We start from the raw sequence: 18,520 nt of genomic DNA, 5'->3' as shown, positions 1-18,520 counted from the left end.
GCCGTTATGGATGAACAGTACGGTCCGGAGTTGCCGTCGATCCCCGGCGTCGATCCCGAGGTGCCCAATTCGGCCCGGGTGTGGGATTACTGGCTGGGAGGCGACGAGTTCTACCCCGCCGACAAGGCGATGGCCGACGAGATCGAGCGGGTCCTGCCGGACATCGTGGACCAGGCGCGCGCCGACCGGCTGTTCCTGAGACGCGTGGTGGAGTTCTTCGCCGGCGAGGCGGGCATCGACCAGTTCCTGGACATCGGGACGGGCCTGCCGACGTCCAACAACACCCACGAGGTCGCGCAGCGGCTGCGCCCGGACGCCCGCGTCGTCTACGTCGACAACGACCCGCTCGTCCTGGCGCACGCCCGCGCGCTGCTGACCAGCACCCCCGAGGGCGTCACCGCCTATCTGGACGCGGACATGCACGACCCCGACGGCATCCTCGACCTGGCCGCCCGGACGCTGGACTTCGGCCGTCCGGTGGCCGTCACCATGCTCGGGGTGGTCTGGCACATCGTCGAGGACGACGACGCCGTGCGGATCCTCGGGCGCCTGATGGAGCGGACCGCGCCGGGCAGCCATCTGGCGATCAGCCACCAGACCGACGAGGTCACCGGGCAGCAGGCCCGGGACGCGGTGGAGATGTGGAACCGGGACGCCGCCCCCAAGGGGGTGTGCCGGTCCAGGCGGCAGATGGAGACGCTGTTCACCGAGATCGGCCTCGACCTGCTGGAGCCGGGTGTGGTGTCGTGCAACCGGTGGCGGCCGGAGACCACCGACATGCTGCCCGCGGAGGTCGACCAGTTCGGTGGGGTGGGCCTCAGACAGTGACCGGCCGCCATCTGGTGGCCGGCACCGGTGACGGCGCACCGGGACGTTGGGCAGACTGGGACAGCCGCGTAGGAGGTGAGGAGCCTGCCGACCGGAAACGAGGCAGACGCCGGTAGGAGCGCCAAGAAGCCCGACGGGTGCGTGAACTGCGTGAACGGTTCGAGTGCCGTGGACGGCAGGCTCGGTGGCACCGGCGGCCCTTCCGGTGATGCCGGCTGCCGGTGCACCGTGGGCGAGGTGTGGGTCCCGCAGTGCGAGCCGGACGCGCTGACCCAGCCGCGGCTGCTGCTGGCCGCCCGGCTGCGCGAGTTGCGTGAGCGCCGGCAGGTGCCGATGCGCACCGCCGCCGCGGCGATCGGATCTCCGGCTCTGCTCCAGGCGATGGAACGGGGCGTCACGGCATCGTCCCCCCACCACGTGATGACCCTGGCCACGCTGTTCGGGGTGACCGACCACGACACCCGGTCGGTGCTGCTGCAACTGGCCCTGCACTCGCGCCAGGAGGGTTGGTGGGAGCCCTACCGCAGTCTCATCCGCCCCGGGTTCCTGCCCTACCTCGGCGCCGAGCAGGCCGCGCAGCTGATCCGCTCCTACGCCGTCGAGGCGATACCCGAGCTTCTGCAGCACCCCGACTACGCCCGCGCCCTCATCGCCCGGAGGCATCCCGCGGCCGATGACGACGAGCTGGACCGGCGGCTGGAACTGCAGATGCACCGCCAGCGGATCCTGCGCGCCGACGACCCGCCCCAGCTGTGGATGATCATCGACGAGGCGGCGCTGCTCCGCTGGGCCGCCCCCACCACCGTGATGTACCGCCAGCTCGACCACCTGCTCGACCTGTGCGAGCTCCCGCACGTCAGCATCCAGATCATGCCGCTGGACACGGGCGCCGCCCTGCTGCCGCGCCCGCTCACGCTGGTGCGCGTGCTGGAGGACCGCGACATCTCCCGGGTGGCCTACCTTCAGGAACTCGACACCTCCATGTACCCGCACGACGCCGGCCGGGCCAGGCACTGGCTGAACAAGCTGGCGATCCAGGCGGCCCGGCCGGACGAGACGCCCGACCTGCTGCGCCGGGCGGTCGGGCACCTGGCGGGCGAGGAGCCGCGCCCCTCCCGCGACGACCGGACCGGCGACGACCGGGCCGGCGACGACCTGGCCGGCGACGACCGCGCCCGCGTCGCCGGATCGCTCCGGTGACGGCTGAATGTGACGGATGACACAGAGCCGGGCGCCCGCGTCTGGCAGGCTGCCGCCGTCCCCGGACCGCTGACCGGCCCTGACTGACACGCGCATACCGGACACCCGCGCGGCACCGCACCCCGCCCTGCCCTGCCACCCGTCCGTTCTCGCAGAAAGCGCAGCGCCCATGGCAACGACGCCGCGGCGGACCCCCGCGCACCAGATGTTCAACAACGTGCTGTCCAGCCTCCACGAGCACAGTGGGAACGACACGAAGGACGAGATCGCCGGGGTCGTGGTGCGGGTCCCGGGGCTCTACCCCGACTACCGGGGCGGGATCCCCGCGGGGCTGTCCCCGATCAACATCTACAAGAAGCTGCGCGGCGATCATCTGACACTGCCGACCGGCCCCCAGCTCAGCGTGCTCGTCCTGGCGCTCCAGCACCTCGCCTACCGCGGGCACGTGCGCGACGACGATCCGGGGTGCGCCACCCTCCCCGGATGGCAGGCGCTGCTGAACCAGGCCAGGATGCTCGACCGCCACCAGCGGAGCCAGGGCCGGTACATCCGGGATTCGGAGCACGGCGCCGACCGGCCGCTGACCCTGCCCGTGCCCGTGCCGCCGGGGTCCGCCGTCCGAACGTCCGCGGCGCACATCGAGGTCGCCTCCATCGACGTGACGGCGGTCGAGGTCCATCAACTCGTCGCCCTCGGCCACTACGCCCGGACGCTGGCACTGCGCGCCTCCGACGCGGATCCGGGCGCCTTCTACGAGATCGCCGTCGCCCTCGGCACCGCCGGGGACCCCTACCGCGGGCGCGCGGGGGTGTTCGCCGTCGCCGCCGCGGCCGCCGCCCGGGGGCCGTCCCCCGCCTCCGACCTGCTCACCCCGGATCTCGACGTCGACGCCGGCAAGGCCGCCGCGCACGCCCGCGTGCTGGCCCACGCCGCCACCGCCCACGACGACCACGACGCCGCCCGCGTCTTCGCGTACTGCGCCGGCCGCGCCGACAGCCCCGGCCTGCAAGCCCAGGCGCCGCGACTTCGCGACTGATTCCCCCTGCCGCACGGCAAAGGCATCCCCGAAACGGTCGTGACCGACCGATGCACGTTCATTCGCCGCGTGCATTTCAGATCGTTTCCTCGCCGCGCCGAATTGTTGCTTTCTATTTCGCAATGAATATCGGCCGATAAGCTGATATGGGCACCTTGATGTGTCATCGTGGCGCATGTGCGACTTAGTGCCGCTGAGGCCCCCTCAACTGCTTCCGGCCCGTGGTCGCCTCCCGCCGCACGGCGCCCCTGGGTGCACTGACGGTCGACCGTGGCGGCTCCATGTGAATGCCGGACGCCTGGGTCGGCGGTGTTCCGCCGGGCCATTCCCAAGAGATCGAGGTGACCCATGCCCCCGCACAACCCGTCGTTCCATCAGTGGCAGCCCCGCCACCGGAACTGCTTTTTCCTGGACATCTCCCGATTCACCGGCACTGACGAGGCGGCCCAAGCGCACCGGCGGGCAACGGTCCAGAACATGGTCGAGCACACCGCGCGCGACCTCGACATCCGTTGGCGGCCCGGCCTGCACAGCGACCGGGGCGACGGTCTCGCGCTCGTCACCAAGTGCGGCATCGAGGTGCTGGTCCACGACCTTCCGTGGCGGCTCGGCGGCGCCGTGCGCCGGCACAACCAGACCGTCGCGCCCGATCTGCAGGTCCGGCTCCGCATGGCCGTGGACGCCGGCTTTCTCGTCAGGGACCACACGGGCTACTCCGGCGACGCCCTCAACCGGGCCGCCCGGCTTCTCGACGCGCCGGAATTCAAGATCGCGATGAGAGATCAGGGCGCGGAGTTCGCCGTCATCATCTCCGCCGAACTGTACGAGGCGATCCAGGGGTTCCACCTGCTCGACGACAGAAAGATCGGGAAGGTCCAGGTCGATGTGAAGGAGACCCACACCACGGCCTGGATGTGGACCCCCTGAGACCCGCTAGCGGAGCGCCGCGGTGCGCTGGGCCCGGCGCAGGCCGGGCAGCAGGCGGAGGGAGCCGGCGGCCAGGCCCGAGACCAGCACCATGTGGACCGCGAGGTGCACCGTCATGAAGTAGGCGGTGAACGCGGCGCCCCGGCGCCGGTGGACGAAGCGCAGCAGCCCCGGATCGGCGGCGGCGAAGCAGGCCAGCAGGGCGAGCGGCAGCGCGAGCAGCGCCGGGTGCAGCAGGCCGGCCGGGAGGGTCGCCATCGCGAGGGCGCAGGCGAGGATGCCTGCCGGGCGGTTGGCGTGCTCCGGCTGCCCGCCGCCCCGCCTGGACGCGGCGAGCGCGAGCGGGACGAGCGGGACGGCCCGGCGCCACTGCTCGGCGAGGATCGGCAGGAGCCGGCTCGCGTCGTCGTGGTGCCCGCGGACGGCGTCGGTGAGGACGACGCGGCACGTGCCCGCGAGCCGGCCGCCGTACTCGACGTCCTCGCAGTCGCGCAGCGTCTCGTCGAACGGGCCCACGGCGCGCAGCACGTCGCGGCGGATGGCGGCGAGCGCGAACACGACACCGGTGACGTCGCCGAGGTGCCGGCGGCGCCAGTACGCGGCGTGCAGGACGCGGTACCACTCCGCGGGCCCGTCGTCGATGAGCGGCTCGGGCTCGTAGACGCCCTGGACGCATCCGCATTCCGGGTCGTCGTCCAGGACGCGCAGAGCGTTCTCCACCGCGTCCGGGCGCAGCGCTACATCGGAGTCGAGGAAGAAGACGACGTCTCCCGTGGTGGCGGCGACACCGGCGTTCCGCGCGGCCGACACCCCGCGGTTCTCGGGCAGCCGCACGACGCGGCAGCCCTGCGCGGCGGCGATCGCCGCGGAGCCGTCACCACTGGCGTCGTCGACCACGACGATCTCGTCCGGGCGCCGCGTCTGGGCCAGGACGGCCTCCAGGCACGGGCGCAGCGTCTTCGCCGCGTTGTAGCAGGGGACGATCAGGGAGACGGTCGTCATGGCCGGGCCTCCAGCGCCGCGCGATAGACGGAGAGGGTCTGTTCGGCGGTCCTGGCCCAGCTCAGCCGGTCCCGGACGAGCCGTTCCCCGTGCCGGGCGAGGTCCGCCCGGACGGCCGGGTCGGTCAGCACCCCGGTCACGGCCTCGGCGATGGCCTCCGGGCCGGTGCCGCGGACGAAGCGCGCCGCGGGGGCGTCCGCGTCGCCGAGGAACACGCGGGAGAACCCGGCGCCGAGGACCGCCGGTCGGGCCATCGCCATCGCCTCGGTCGCGACCAGGCCGAACGGCTCGAAGAGGGAGGGGAACACGCAGGCGTCGGCCATCTCGTAGTACTCCAGCAGCGCGCGCCCGCCGACGAACCCGCCGGAGGTGCGGACGTGTTCGTCCAGCCCGGTCTCGGCGACGATGCGCGCGACGCCCGCCGTGTCCCCGTCGCCGACGACGACCAGGCGGACCCTGGGGACGTCCTTGCGGATGCTTCGCATCGCTTCGAGCAGCTCGTAGATCCCCTTCTGCCGTTCGAGGCGCCCGACGAACAGGAGCACCGGGTCGTCCGGCGCGATCCCGAGGCGCGAGCGGAGGGCGGCGGCGCCGAGGCGGAGTCCGTCCCGGTCGAACGCGGGGTCCGCCAGGACCCGCTCGAACGTGCCGCCCAGGGGGACGACGTCGATCGGCGTCCGGTCCCAGCCGGCGGCGGTCAGCTGGTCCCGCACCTCCGGGGTGGGGACGACGACGCGCCGCGCGACGCGCGCCAGCCACCGCTCGACCGCCGCGAACACGTGCAGCGGGTCGGTGATCGTGCGCTGCGGGGCGACGCCGTACTCGGTGGTGTGGACGTGCAGGACGACCGGCAGCCGCAGCGCGTAGTGGCACAGCAGGCCGCACAGGAAGTTCGTCGTGTCGTGGACGGAGACCAGGTCGGGCCGCTCGTCCCGGCCGAGGCGCCGCAGCCGCGAGAAGTACCGCCAGTTGCTCACCACGACGTTCAGGGCGAGCAGCAGGAACTCGGCCCTGCGGGTCCGGTTGAGGCGCCGGCGGCGGCCGATCGCGCCGAGGACGCCGCCGCGCGGCCGGTACACGGCGATCGTCCCGCTCGTGCCGCGCACCGGGAGGCGGCCGTCGTTCAGCGTGCACACGGCCAGCCGGTGCTCGCGGGCCAGGTACGGCGTGATCATCTCCGCGTACCTGCCGAGCCCGGTGGTGACGTTCGGCGGGTACTGGTTGACGACGTAGGCGATCCTCACCGCTGCGCCTCCACCGCGTCCGTCTCCGTTGTCCCGGTCTCCGCCCGCCGGTACGTTCTGGCCGCGGCGGTCCCCACGATGGCCACGAGGATGACGTTGCCGAGCGCGAAGCCGGCCAGCGCCCCGGTCAGCCCCCACCGGGCGACGCACGTGGCCAGGCACGCCACGGCGACGGGCGTGCCCGCGGCGAGGCAGCCGGCGAGGAGCCGCGCGCCCCGCACCCCGTCCATCGACAGGGCCACGGCGTACAGGTTGAAGACCGTGTGCGCTCCGATGCCCGCCGCCGACAGCGCCATGAGCCCGAGCGAGTAGGGGTAGCCGCCGCCCAGCAGGACGAAGAAGACGGTGCTCGCCGCGAACGCCACGGCCGCCGTGCCCGCCGCGACCAGCGGGGTGATCCGCGCGATGCGCCGCAGCGCGGCCGGCTTGTCCGCCACCGCGAGCGCCGGCAGCAGCACCAGGCCGACCCCGTCGGTGAACAGCACGCCGAGCAGCCGTTTCGGGAAGCCGTTGTAGACCGAGTACACGCCGACGTCCCCCGTGCCCGCCCAGCGGTTCAGGAAGATCACGTCGATGCCGAACAGGACGCCGGTCAGCACGGCGATCACGGTCATGTAGGCGCCGAGCCGGTACTGCGAGCGTGCCGCCGCCCGCGTCCACGAGCGCGGGACGATCCCCAGGCCGGGCAGCGCGACCAGGACGAACGCCGCGTTCGTGGCGATGAGCGCGAAGAGGTAGACCTCCGCGTCGTGTACGCCGAGGACCAGCAGGCAGAACGCCGAGCCGGCCAGGTAGGCGGCCGCGACCGCGAGCTTGAGGGACGCCACGAACCGGTACCGTGCCAGGCCGCGCAGCAGACCCTCGGTGAGCTGGTTCAACGCCAGCGACAGCGCGAGCGCGAACGAGAAGCACAGCGTCCGGGCGTCGACGCCCAGCGGGACGGCCAGGAGCGGGGAGAGCAGCGCCCCGGCGGCGGTGAGGCCACCGCCCAGCGCGAGGGTGGACAGGAACGCCGTCGCCGCCAGGGCCGGGCGCTCCGCCGGCCGGGCGCGCGGCAGCTCCTGGAGCAGCACGTAGTGCAGGCTCATCAGCATGCCCACGGCGACGATCAGCGCGATCGTCAGCACCAGGGTGAAGTGCCCGAACTCCCGCGGGCCCGCGCCCCGGGCGATGACGAGCGTGGTGCCGGCGGCCGTGGCGCTGGCCAGGCTGCTCAGCAGCGTCGGCCCGGCCGCCCACCCGTGCCCGCCGAGCGGCGACCGCGCGCGGTCGGGCCTCACCCGGCGCGCTCCGCGTGCCGCCGCCTGGCGAACTCCAGGTCGGCCGCGGTGTTGATGCCGCGGGCCTCGTCCGGATCGTCCACCTGCACCGCCGTGACGTCCCGGCCGCGGATCAGCGACAGGTAGGTCAGGAACGGCAGGAAGTTGACCTCGCCGGTCATCGCGCCGCGGGGCGCGGCGGCGAGGTAGTCCCGCCAGGCGGCCGCGAGCCCGCCCGTCGCCAGGCAGAACACGCCGACGTCGCCGAGCCCGCCGGGCCGGCACGCGTCGCCCTCGCGGGACTGCCGCACCCGCAGCAGCCGGCCGCCGGACAGCTCGTACTCGACGTACGGGTCGGGCATCGGCACCAGCGGGATCGTCAGCCCCGGCGCGCGCAGGTGGGCGTCCACGACGCGGCGCACCGTCCGCCCGGACAGGTTCACCTGGTCGCCCCAGACCACCAGGATCCCGCCATGGGACTCCCAGTGCCCGGACGCCCCGAAGACGGCGTCGCCCATGCCGGTCGGCTCGCGCTGCACGCTCACGGACACGGCGCCACCGGCGATCTCCTCGGCGGCGAGGCGGTGGAACCGCGTCTCCGCCGCGGGCGCGATCACCACGTGCACATGGTCGACGGACGCCCGCAGCGCACGGTGCAGCAGGTGCCACACGGTGACGCCGTCGGCGATCTCCGCCATGATCTTCGGGACGTCCAGGCCGAGCCGCGTGCCGCGCCCGGCCGCCGGGATCACCGCGCAGACGGAGCGGTTCACGGCCGGGCCCCCGTCTCGGCGAGCCCGGCGAGGTCGTCCAGCCCGCCCAGGTGGACCGCGCCCGGGGCGGGCTCGGCCGCGTGCACCTGGAACGTCGTCAGCCCGGCCCCGACGGCGGACGCCACCCCGTGGACCGAGTCCTCCACGGCCACCGCCTCGTCCGGCGCGATGCCCCACCGTTCGCAGGCGCGCCGGTAGAACGCCGGGTCGGGCTTGCTGACCGGGACGTCGTCGCCGGTGAGAACGCCGCGGAACCACCCGCCCAGCGAGCAGGCCGCCAGCACCCGCTCGACCGAACCGCGGCTGCCGCTCGTCACCAGGTACGCGGGCTGCCCGCCGGCGGCGAGGGCCGCGAGGAACCTCCGCGCACCAGGGAAGACCTTCACTCGCCCCGCGTCGACGTACGCGCGGTAGTGCCGCCGCTTGGCGCCGATCAGCCGCCGCGCGCCGTCCGTGCCGAGGCCCAGGACCGCCGCGACCTCGTCGGTGCTCGCGCCCGCGTGTCGCTCGTACCGGAAGGAACCGAGCAGCTCGGGCGCGGTCTCCGCGAGCGCGGCGCGGAAGGCGGCATCGTGGACCGGGGTGGAGTCCACGAGCGTGCCGTCGAGATCGCAGAGCCAGATCATCCGGCCTCCTCCAGCGGGGCGGCGGCGGGCAGCCCCGCCAGGGCGGTGAGGACGCGCACGGTGCGCGGCCCGCTGTGCGTGCCCGGACGCGCGGGCTCCGCCAGGTCCGCGGAGATCCACCGGGCCCGGCCCCAGGTGCCCTCCGGGACGTCCACCGGCACCGCCTTCATCTGCACCGCCTTCACCTGCACCGCCCGGTCGCCCGCGCCCTCGTGGCACAGCACGTGGGTGACGGTCCGGCGCTCGTTGAACGGGTCGCCGAGATGGACCAGGGCGCGGGCGACGTGGTCCGACGCGGTCAGGCCCTGGACGTCGTGGTCCTCCCGGATGTTGACGACCAGCACCTTCGCCGCCGCGCGGCTCGCCGCGACCGCCTGCGCCACCCCCGGCGCGAGGTAGCTCGGGTACAGCGACGAATGCGGGGTGCCCGGCCCGTACACGATCAGGCGGGCGTCCCGGATCGCCGCCAGCGCCGCCGGGTTCGGCGACACCTCGGCGCGGCGGCCGGCCAGGATCCGCCGCACCCGCCCGGCGGGCATCGCCTCCAGCGCGTCCCGGTCGCGGACCGGGTCGCGGAGCAGGAACAGGTCGGTGATCGGCGCCGGGTCCTGCGGCGCGACGATCTCCGCCTCGTCCGCCAGCAGCCGCCCGTCCTCCTTGAGCGCCGCCAGGTGGGCGTTCTCGCCGCCGGTCACGTTCAGCAGCCGCACCGGGGACCCGAACGTCGCGGCGCACGCGCGGACCGCGGCGTTGAAGTCCTCTCCCAGCCGCAGGTAGGCGCCGGCGAACACCAGGTTGCCGAGCGCGCAGTCCGCGAGGTCGAAGCCCCCGGCGCCGGTGCCGAGCCGGTCCAGGAAGGCGGCCAGGTCCCGGGCGATCGCCAGCCGCGGGCCGCGCGGCAGCGCGTGGCATCCCTCGACGAGGTCGACCGCGAGCGCGCCGACGAACTCGGCCAGGTCGCGCGGCGTCGTCCCGTCCGGGAGGCGGTGCTCCAGGACCGCGGCCAGCGCCGCCTGCCCCGGATCGCGGGCGTCCAGATGCAGCAGGAGGTTCTTGCGGAAGTCCGACGGCCCGAGCATCCCGGGCAGGTAGCGGCGCAGCGCGCCGGTGGACATCCCGTTGTCGTACCCGTTGATCAGCAGCGCCAGCCGGATGCCCGGCGTGCGCAGCAGCTCCCGCGCGATCGCGGCGCCGCCCCGCCCGCCGCTGAACATCGCGACCCGGGCGCTCACCGGATCTCCCGGCGGATCCACTCGTTCGCGGACGGGGCGCGCAGCACGCCCCGCCGCTGCAGCCAGTGGCGGTAGCCGAGGTAGCCGACGAGCAGCGCGCGGTCCCGGGCCCCGCGCCAGTACCGCCAGCCGCGTCCCCCGCCGGCGCGCGGCCGGTGCTCGATCGGGATCTCCACCCACGTACGGCCGAGTTCGGCGACCCGTGCGGTGATCTCGGTCGAGCAGTTCATCCCGCCCGCCTCCAGCGGCAGCGCGCGCAGCAGCGGCCCGTGCACCAGCTTGAAGATCGAGTTGAAGTCGCGGTAGCGGGTGCGGTGCAGCAGGTTGCTGACCGCGCCGCTCGCCGCCGAGCCCCACCGGTACGCGGCGCCGTCGGCCTTCCGGACGCGGGCACCGGAGAAGGCCGTGCCCTCGCCGGCGAGGACGGGCCCGAGGAACCGGTCGAGGCCGGCGATCGGGAACTGGCCGTCGGAGTCCAGCAGCAGGACCCACTCCAGCCGCGTGTGCCCGATCGCGGCGCGGATCGCCGCGCCCGCCCCGCGGTTGCGGTCGAACCGCACGATGACCAGCTCGGGGCAGCCCACCCTGAGCTCTTCGAGGATGTCGGCGGTCGCGTCGGTGCTCCCGTCGTCGCAGACGACGATCTCCCACTCGCCGACCAGCGCGTTGCGCCGCAGGTAGGCCTGCCATTCGGTGACCACGTCGGCGATGGTCGCCGCCTCGTTGTAGGCGGGCGCCGCCACGGAGATCCCGATGGCGCCGGACGCGCCCCCGGACGTTGGCATTTTGTCCCCTTCCCGCTCAGGTACGGGTCCGCTCGGGGCCGAGCAGGCGCCCGAGCCGGCGATCCAGCGGCAGCAGGTTGAACGCGACGACGAACGGAAGGTGGGCGAGCGCGAAGACGACCGTCGCGCCGAACGAGATCGGCCCGCCGGTGATCAGGGTGATGTGCGGTGCGTCGATCTCGGACGGGAGGTCCACCGGGTTGACGACGTACCACATCAGGTCGAGGAAGCCGGAGAAGATGACGACGATGCCCGTGAACACGACCTTCAGGCACCGGCCGGGCGTCCCGCCTCCGAGCCGGTACGCGGCGGCGGTGGTCAGCACGAGGCCCGGATAGAGCAGCAGGTAAAGGTGGGTGTAGAAACTGTCGGCATCGGCGCGCTCGCCGTCCAGAAAATAGAAGCCGCTGATCCTCGGAAAGAGGTAGCCGGCGAAGAAGACGAACGGGATGTACAGCACCCAATGCGGGACCCTCGACGGCCACGGGAACAACGCGATTCCGCAGGCCAGGCAGGCGAAGACCAGCAGTTTGGCGGGCAGTTCCCAGGCGGCCCCGATCTCGCGCCCGTGCGGCATGAACAGCAGTACGGCCAGTGCCCCGGCCGTCCCCGTCAGAAGGGCGATCCACCACACGTGAACGCCCCAGCGGACAGGCGCCGCGGGCTGTGCGCCACCGGTCACGGGATCCGGTTCGCCCTCTCCGGATCGCGTCCGGGAGCCCGGGTCCCCGCTTCTGACGCTCATTGTCCGACACCCTTCCCCGAGGCGCCGAGCGACGACCGGCACCCATCTTCTAGTCCCACTTTCAACCATCGTGGGAGCGCTCCCACACACTCCCGTCGCACACCACCGAGAAATGTGTGGGAGCGCTCCCAGTAGATTTGAGAACGTCCATTCATGTCAAGACGTCACCCGAAAAACGCCGAAACATCCCTTGCGCGAGCGGGCCTGCGGAGGAGTTGCCGGGTCAGCGGGACCCGCGGTTCACGTGAGCGCCTCGACCAGGCTGCCGTGGCCTCCCGCCAGGCTGATCTCGGCCAGGTGCAGCCCGTCGTCGAACGCGTGCGAGGGGAACCGCTCCCAGATCCGGTTCTCGTGGAACGGGATGATCCTGCGGGTCTCGCCGCCGACGGCGGAGAGCATGGTGTCGGCGAAGTCCAGCCAGCCGGTGGCGCTGCCCGTCGTCATGGCGATGGGCGCGAGGATCCCGTCGCCGCGCAGGCCCTCCAGGTTCTCGTAGGAGTAGACGTTGTCGCCGGCGAAGATCCATTCGCCGTCCGCCGCGTTGGAGACCGCGACCACCTGCGAGCCCGCCGTGTGGGTGTCGAAGGCGGGGCGCACGGCGAGACCGGGCGCGATCTCGTGCTCGCCGTCGACGCGGGTCCCGAGGCCGTCGCGTTCCCGCTCGGCCAGGAGGGCGGGCAGGTCCGCCTGGCACGAGCGGGTCAGGTACTCGAACCGGGGCGGCCTCCGCAGCGCCGCCTCGTACTGGGTGATCTCGCGTTGCTGGATGTAGACGTGGGCGTTCGGGAAGGCGCCCGCGCAGCCCGCGTGGTCGAAGTGGTTGTGCGTGAGGATCACGGTGTCGACCTGCGCGGCGGCGACGCCGATCCGGTCGAGCACGTCCACCGGCGCGGCCCATCCGGTCCGGCCGTACTTGGCGGTCAGCCGCCGGTAGGTGGCCTCGTCGGCGAACCCGGTGTCGACCAGCGCGCACCGGTCGGCAGAGCGCACGAGGGCGAAGCAGTACGGCATCCGCCGGTGGCCCTCGTTCGGCTGCGCGGCGAACAGGTTGCTGGCCGGGAACCGGTCCACGAACCCGTACTCCAGGACCCAGATGGAGTGGTCGCTCATCGGCCGGTCTCCTCGGGCGGCAGCAGCTCGAAGGCGCCGAGCTGGACGGCGACCATCGTGTAGTAGCCGACGAGCGTCACCACCTCGAACAGCCGCTCCACGGTAAGCCCGGCCACCGCGTCGGCGTAGGTGCCCTCGTCGAGCTTGCCCGTGTCAAGGAGCTGCCGGGCGACCTCGTACGCGCGGCGCTCCTCGGTGGTCGTCAGCTCCGGCGGCCGGCCGGCGGCGAGCGCGTCCAGGTCGGCGGGCGACAGCCCCGCGGCGATCCCCGCCTTCGTGTGCGCGAACAGCTCGAAGGGGGCCCGGTGGTGATGGCCGACCATGAGGATGACCATCTCCCGGGCGCGCGCCGGGAGCGTCAGGTGGTACCGGATCGCCGCACCGAGCTTTTCGAGCGCGTTGCCGAGCGGCGGGTGCAGGACCCACACCGCCGGCGGTCCCTGGAGCCGTCCCGCGCCGTCCACCAGCGAGAACGGGGCGGACGAGTCCGCGCGGCGGCCCGAGGCGAAGAAGTCGTACAGGGTGCGCTGCTCCGGGCTCATCTCCTCCGGGCTCTGGCCCGTGAAACGCGCGCTCATGCGCGGACGGGGCCGGGCGCGCCGAGGAAGGCCCGCGGGTTGTCGACGGTCATGCGCCGCAGCTCGTCCGGCCGCCAGCCGAGATACGCCAGCTGCTCCACGAAGATCCGCAGGCATTCGGGCTCGGAAGGCGCCCACCGGGAGAAGGCGTCGGTGCTGAGCACGCTCCTCTCGGGGCCGATCGCCGAGAGCATGTCGTGCACGTCGCGGATCGTGTGCCGGGAGTCGGGGTGCAGGAGCGGGCCGTTGCAGAACTCGATGTAGGCGCCGAGGGCGGCGAGCTCGCGCAGCCGGCCCGCGTCCGCCGTGTAGTGCATCGGATGCGTGATCATCAACCGCTGCCCGATGTCGGCGCAGTAGCGCGCCACCGCCTCGCTCTCCTCCAGCGACACGTGCCCGGTCGCCAGCGACAGGCCGAGGTCCCGGCACGCGTCGACGGCCTCGCGCGCCTGCCCGGTCAGGGTGCCGCCGGAGGCGAGCAGCGAGACGGCGTTGCGGCGGCCGTACTCGTCGAAGGACGGGGAGACCCGGCCGAGCAGCTTGGAGATGTAGCCGTTCCGGCCGGTGTCGGCGTCCGAGCCCCAGGTCGGGAGGAAGACGACCCGGGCGCCGTGCGCGGCGGCCAGTTCCACGACCGTCGCGCAGACCCCGCCCATCGGCGGGTTGAGCGTGATGCTGCCGTGCACCTCGAAGCCGAGATCGGCGACCTGCCGCCGCAGCATCCCGGCGCGGTCGGTCGTGATCCACAGGTGCGACTTCAGCACCCAGCCGGCGATGCCGTACGCGTGCGCGAGCCGGGCGACCGCCAGGTCGTCGCCGCGGTAGTGGAACGCGGCGGACAGGTCGGGCCGGCCGTGGACGTGCACGTCGACGGCGTCGCGCAGGAGCCGGTCGAACCCGTCGGGGAGCGCGGCGACGTCCAGGGGCGGCGCCGGAGGCTGATCGTCGGCCATCTCGTCGGCCATGGGGACCTCCACGTGGGGAAGATGTCGTCAGGTGATCGGGAGCGGCGCGATCACGCCGGCGTCGGTGCGCACGTCGATGACCACGGGACGGTCCGCCTCGACGGCCCGCTCGAAGGCGGGCACGAGGCCGGCGGGCTCGTCGACGGTGAGTCCGAGGGCGCTCATCTCCTCGGCGATCCGGGCGAACCGCACGTCCCGGTAGGTCCACAGCTCCTGCGACCGCTCGGTGGCCTCGCCGCCGTACGCCCGGTCGAAGCCGCGCCTGCTCTGGTTGCCGCTCCGGTTGTTGTTGACCACGGTGATGGAGTTGATCTTCCAGCGGGCGGCCGTCTCGATCTCGCCGAGGTGGTAGTACAGGCCCGCGTCGCCGGTGAAGACGACGACGGGCCGGTCCGGGGCGGCGGCCTTGGCGCCGATTCCGGCGGGGAAGGCCCAGCCCAGGTGGCCGGCGCTGCGCAGGTAGTCCTGCCCCGCCGCGGTCACGTCGAAGAACTGCCCCATCCACATGCCCGCGTGCCCGGTGTCGGCCAGCACCACCGCGTCGGCGGGCAGGGAGGCGGTGAGGTCGCCGCAGATCCGCTCCGGCCGGATGGGGACGTCCCCGCTGGTCAGCACGGTCCGGTACTTCTCCCGCCAGGCGTTCTTGATCCGGGCGACCTCCTCGATCCAGCCGTCCCGCTCGTGCCGCGGCCGGGTGCCGGCGAGAGCGATCATCCTGCGCAGCACCTGCCGGACGTCGCCCAGCACCGCGGCCCGCAGCGGGTAGTTGCGGCCGAGGAACTCCGGGTCGATGTCGACCTGGACGGCCGGCGTGCCGATCGGCGGCACGGCCCAGAAGTGGGTCGTCATGCCGCCGGTCCTCGTCCCGAGGAAGCAGACCAGGTCGGCCCGGCCGACCACGGCGTTGGCGCTCTCCCGCGAGTAGGTGCCCACCATCCCGGCCGCCAGGGGATGCCCGCCCGGAATGGTGTCCTTGCCGTTCGCGGAGGTGACGACCGGGATCCGCAGCATCTCCGCCACCTGCACGAGTTCACGGCCCGCCCGGGAGGCCCGCACGCCGCCGCCGGCGACGATCACGGGCCGCTCGGCGGCGGTCAGCTCGCTCAGCGCCGCCTCGACGTCCGCGTCGTCGGGTTCGGGGCGGAACGGCGGCACCTGGGCGAACCGCCGCTCCACCAGCGGATCGAGCTCGGCCTCCTCGGTGTCGAGCTGGCCCTCGTTCCCCTGCACCTGGAGGTGCACCGGTCCTGGGCATCCGGTGGTCGCGACCCGGAACGCGTGCCGGATCATGTCGGGGAACCGGGCCACGTCGTCGATGGTGGCGTTCCACTTGGTCACGGGCTCGAAGGCGGGCAGGTCGTCGATCTCCTGGTACACCTGCCGGAACTTGGTCGCCGGGAGCCGTCCCCCCGTCAGCGCGAGCACCGGCGAGTGCGCCAGGAACGGTTCGCGCAGCCCGGCCGCGAGGTTGAGCGCGCCCACCACCTGGGCCGCGCACACGCCCACCCGGCCCGACACCCGCGCGTACCCGTCCGCCATGTACGCGGCGGACTTCTCGCCGTGCGTGACGACCCGCGCCACGTCGGGGTGGCGGCGTTCCAGCTCGGCGAGCGTCCGCCGCAGGATGGCGGGGACGGAGAACAGGTGCGTCACGCCGTAGCCGGCGAGCATGTCGGCCACCGCCGACGCGCCCGACCGCCTCACCGCACCGGAGTCAGCCATCGTGGGACCGCCCCTCGCCGCCGTTGACCGTGGACTTCGTCGAGTACGCCGTCGGCGACGGGTTCGGCCGCCGGGTGGCCGGGCGCTTCCCTGAGTAGCGGAGCCCCAGGTAGGGGAGCGTCCGGCACATCAAGTAGTAGACGAAGTGCGTACGCGGCCACTGGGTGACGTTCGCGCCGGATGACGCGTGGTAGTAGTTGTGGCAGTCCGCGCGCATGGCGGACGCGTGCCGGTCGAGCTGCCGGTCGATCCACCGGACGTACCGGTCGAGCGCGGCCTCCCTGGTGTCGACCGTCCGCAGGCCCAGGCGGTGGACGCGGCGGATCGCCGCGACGGCGATCTCGGCCTGGCGCTCCAGCTGGGCGATGATGGAGAACCCGCCATTGGTGTTCGGCCCGTACAGGATGAAGAAGTTCGGGAAGTTCGGCACGGTGACGCCGAGGAACGCGCGCGGGCGTTCCCCCCAGTAGTCCTGGAGCTTTTGACCGCCCGCACCGGTGACGGTGGTGCGGGCCAGGAAGCGGGTCGGCTGGAATCCGGTGCTCATGATGAGCACGTCCACCTCGCGCTCCACGCCGGTGGCGTCCACGATGCCTTTGCCGGTCACGGACGTCACCGGCTCGGGGACGAGTTCGACGTTGGCGCGGTTCAGCGTCGGGTAGAACGTCGAAGCCAGGACCGGGCGCTTGCATCCCCAGGGGTGGTCCGGCGTGACGGCCTCGCGCACCGTGGGATCGTCGATGGCGGTGTCGATGAAGTGCCGGCACAGGCGCTGCATCCGCCCCTGCTGCTTGCTGCTCGCGTCGTACGCCTTGAACCGTTCCATCGACTTCCAGAACAGCCACATCCGGTAGGCGCGGCGGGCGACGCGGCTGCGCAGGAAGATCGCGCGCTCCCGGGCGGTGAAGGCCCGTTCGCCCTTGGGCTCGATCCAGCCGGGCTCGCGCTGGAAGACGTAGAGCCGGCCGGTCTCGGGGGCGATCGCCGGGATGATCTGCACGGCCGTCGAGCCGGTGCCGACGACGGCGACGCGCTTCCCGGTCAGGTCGTGGTCCTCCCACCGGGCCGTGTGGAAGGCGATGCCGCCGAAGTCCTCCAGGCCCGGCCAGTCCGGGTACCGGGGGACGTTCAGCAGGCCCGCGCAGTTGATGACGAACCGGAAGGTCCGCTCGGCGCCGTCGTCGGTCCGGACGCGGTAGCCGGACGCCGACTCGTCCCAGGTCAGCTCCTCCACGCGGGTGCCGAACCGGAAGTGCGGGCGCAGCCCGAACCGGTCCACGACGACCTCGGCGTAGCGCTGGAGCTCGGGCTGGGTGGCGTGGGTGCGGGGCCAGTCGTAGTCCATGAAGGAGAACGAGTAGGCGTGCGAGGGGATGTCGACCTCGCACCCGGGATAGCGGTTGTCCCACCAGGTTCCGCCGGGGCCGGCGCTCTGCTCGAAGATGGTGAAGTCGTCGAACCCGGCCCGGCGGAGCTTGACGGCGGCCGCGATCCCGCCGAACCCGCCGCCGATGATCGCGACGCTGGGCGGTGCGGGGGTGCTACGGGGCATCGGTCAGCTCTGCGGCCTGGGACGGCATGGGGTAGTCGGCGGCGTTCAGCACCCACCCGTCCTGCTGGGAGAAGTCCAGCCGGGGCGGCGCGAAGATGTCGATGAGGTGGTTGGAGCCGGCGCCGATGGCCTGGCTGGTGTGCACGGTCGGCGGCGGGATCACCGTCAGGGACGGGCTGCCGCAGTGCTCGTGCTCGTCCGGCCGCCACTCGTCGAGGTCGGTGGTCCAGGGCCAGCGCAGATGGTGGACGTACTCGCCGTCGATGATGAGCGAGAGCTGCTCGAAGTCGTCGTGCGAGTGCGGCGACATCTTGGCGGTGTCGCGCGGGCCGGTGCGCGGGCGGGTGTAGTTGACCATGAACGACGAGCACCGGAAGATCCGGAACGGCGGGTTCTCCAGGCCGGGGACGTCCAGGCTGTAGGTGCGCAGCCGGTACCCGCCGGCCGGCTCCGGCCAGGGCTCCAGCGGTGCGACGTTGGGGTGCGGCTCGTCGTAGGCGCGGGCGTTGGAGGCCCGTGCCGCCGCCTTGGGGGACCGGGTGGTGGTGATGGTGACGACCTGTCCCGGTCCGCGCAGCCGGACGGTGGCGGGGCCGGGCGGGATGAAGCTCAGGGTCTCGCCGGCCACCTCCGTCTCCGTGCCGTCGATGGTGATCACGGCGCCGGTGGCGGGGTCGGGGAGCAGCAGGCCGAACTCGTCCGGCCCGCCCTCGTGCTCGACGACGGTCTCCTCGCTCACGTCCAGGTAGCCGATCACCAGGTGCTGGCTGCGGCCGTACCAGGCGGCTGCGCCGTCCTGCTCGTCCGGGGGCAGTTCGTAGAAGCGGAGGTAGTCGGCCGCGGCGGCCTGCTCGGCGGCCTTGCCGGGGCCGGTGCTGCGGAGGGCGGCTCGGGCGTCGCCGGGGTCGTAGGGCATGGGATCTCCCTGGTCGGTGT

At 73.0% G+C, this 18,520-nt stretch carries 18 protein-coding genes; 4 read left to right on the top strand and 14 right to left on the bottom strand.

Annotation, left to right across the window (positions count from 1 at the left end; genetic code table 11):
- Positions 1-6: 6 nt before the first annotated feature.
- The 4 genes from BM339_RS14910 to BM339_RS14895 all read left to right on the top strand — a co-directional run bounded on the left by BM339_RS14910 (position 7) and on the right by BM339_RS14895 (position 3,991).
- The gene (locus BM339_RS14910; protein ID WP_024934506.1) at positions 7-828 is read left to right on the top strand and encodes an SAM-dependent methyltransferase; all 822 of its coding nucleotides are present in this window, start codon (positions 7-9) and stop codon (positions 826-828) included.
- 150 nt (positions 829-978) lie between these two features.
- On the top strand, positions 979-2,028 hold the full coding sequence (locus BM339_RS49835) for a DUF5753 domain-containing protein (RefSeq protein WP_177287697.1): 1,050 nt from the start codon (positions 979-981) through the stop codon (positions 2,026-2,028).
- A 169-nt stretch (positions 2,029-2,197) separates the two neighbouring features.
- On the top strand, positions 2,198-3,064 hold the full coding sequence (locus tag BM339_RS14900) for a hypothetical protein (RefSeq protein ID WP_143118421.1): 867 nt from the start codon (positions 2,198-2,200) through the stop codon (positions 3,062-3,064).
- A gap of 477 nt (positions 3,065-3,541) precedes the next feature.
- Positions 3,542-3,991, top strand: a complete 450-nt coding sequence (locus tag BM339_RS14895; RefSeq protein ID WP_143118420.1) for a nucleotidyl cyclase domain-containing protein — start codon at positions 3,542-3,544, stop codon at positions 3,989-3,991.
- Between the two features lie 6 nt (positions 3,992-3,997).
- Here BM339_RS14895 and BM339_RS14890 read toward each other — a convergent pair whose 3' ends face one another.
- The 14 genes from BM339_RS14890 to BM339_RS14825 all read right to left on the bottom strand — a co-directional run bounded on the left by BM339_RS14890 (position 3,998) and on the right by BM339_RS14825 (position 18,500).
- Positions 3,998-4,993, bottom strand: coding sequence for a glycosyltransferase family 2 protein (locus tag BM339_RS14890; protein ID WP_052357306.1), 996 nt, complete (start codon positions 4,991-4,993; stop codon positions 3,998-4,000).
- Complete coding sequence (locus BM339_RS14885; protein ID WP_021600079.1) at positions 4,990-6,237, bottom strand: glycosyltransferase family 4 protein; 1,248 nt, start codon at positions 6,235-6,237, stop codon at positions 4,990-4,992. The genes BM339_RS14890 and BM339_RS14885 overlap by 4 nt, the downstream gene beginning before the upstream one ends.
- Positions 6,234-7,517, bottom strand: coding sequence for a lipopolysaccharide biosynthesis protein (locus tag BM339_RS14880; RefSeq protein ID WP_024934503.1), 1,284 nt, complete (start codon positions 7,515-7,517; stop codon positions 6,234-6,236). Before BM339_RS14880 ends, BM339_RS14885 begins: the two co-directional genes overlap by 4 nt.
- Positions 7,514-8,269: an NTP transferase domain-containing protein gene (locus BM339_RS14875; protein WP_244938787.1), complete on the bottom strand. Its 756-nt coding sequence runs from the start codon at positions 8,267-8,269 to the stop codon at positions 7,514-7,516. Before BM339_RS14875 ends, BM339_RS14880 begins: the two co-directional genes overlap by 4 nt.
- Complete coding sequence (locus BM339_RS14870) at positions 8,266-8,895, bottom strand: HAD family hydrolase (protein WP_021594268.1); 630 nt, start codon at positions 8,893-8,895, stop codon at positions 8,266-8,268. The genes BM339_RS14875 and BM339_RS14870 overlap by 4 nt, the downstream gene beginning before the upstream one ends.
- Entirely contained in the window at positions 8,892-10,127 is a 1,236-nt protein-coding gene (locus BM339_RS14865) for a 2-phospho-L-lactate transferase CofD family protein (protein ID WP_021594267.1), read from the bottom strand. The genes BM339_RS14870 and BM339_RS14865 overlap by 4 nt, the downstream gene beginning before the upstream one ends.
- Positions 10,124-10,912 (bottom strand): glycosyltransferase family 2 protein, encoded by a 789-nt coding sequence (locus BM339_RS14860; protein ID WP_021594266.1) that lies wholly within the window; start codon positions 10,910-10,912, stop codon positions 10,124-10,126. Before BM339_RS14860 ends, BM339_RS14865 begins: the two co-directional genes overlap by 4 nt.
- Positions 10,913-10,928: 16 nt before the next feature.
- Entirely contained in the window at positions 10,929-11,546 is a 618-nt protein-coding gene (locus tag BM339_RS14855) for a hypothetical protein (protein WP_250359704.1), read from the bottom strand.
- Positions 11,547-11,897: 351 nt separating this feature from the next.
- On the bottom strand, positions 11,898-12,767 hold the full coding sequence (locus BM339_RS14850; protein ID WP_075021188.1) for an N-acyl homoserine lactonase family protein: 870 nt from the start codon (positions 12,765-12,767) through the stop codon (positions 11,898-11,900).
- Entirely contained in the window at positions 12,764-13,345 is a 582-nt protein-coding gene (locus tag BM339_RS14845) for a carboxymuconolactone decarboxylase family protein (RefSeq protein WP_075021187.1), read from the bottom strand. The genes BM339_RS14850 and BM339_RS14845 overlap by 4 nt, the downstream gene beginning before the upstream one ends.
- Positions 13,342-14,310, bottom strand: a complete 969-nt coding sequence (locus BM339_RS49830) for a DUF6282 family protein (RefSeq protein WP_021594262.1) — start codon at positions 14,308-14,310, stop codon at positions 13,342-13,344. The genes BM339_RS14845 and BM339_RS49830 overlap by 4 nt, the downstream gene beginning before the upstream one ends.
- Before the next feature lie 27 nt (positions 14,311-14,337).
- On the bottom strand, positions 14,338-16,032 hold the full coding sequence (locus tag BM339_RS14835; protein WP_075021186.1) for a thiamine pyrophosphate-binding protein: 1,695 nt from the start codon (positions 16,030-16,032) through the stop codon (positions 14,338-14,340).
- On the bottom strand, positions 16,025-17,584 hold the full coding sequence (locus BM339_RS14830; RefSeq protein ID WP_075021185.1) for a flavin-containing monooxygenase: 1,560 nt from the start codon (positions 17,582-17,584) through the stop codon (positions 16,025-16,027). Before BM339_RS14830 ends, BM339_RS14835 begins: the two co-directional genes overlap by 8 nt.
- A complete protein-coding gene (locus BM339_RS14825; RefSeq protein ID WP_021594259.1) occupies positions 17,574-18,500 on the bottom strand; it encodes a DUF4402 domain-containing protein in 927 nt (308 codons plus the stop codon). Before BM339_RS14825 ends, BM339_RS14830 begins: the two co-directional genes overlap by 11 nt.
- Between the last annotated feature and the right edge of the window lie 20 nt (positions 18,501-18,520).

This window comes from Actinomadura madurae (genome assembly GCF_900115095.1).
Lineage (GTDB): Bacteria > Actinomycetota > Actinomycetes > Streptosporangiales > Streptosporangiaceae > Spirillospora > Spirillospora madurae.
This window is presented reverse-complemented; position numbering and strand designations above follow the sequence as displayed.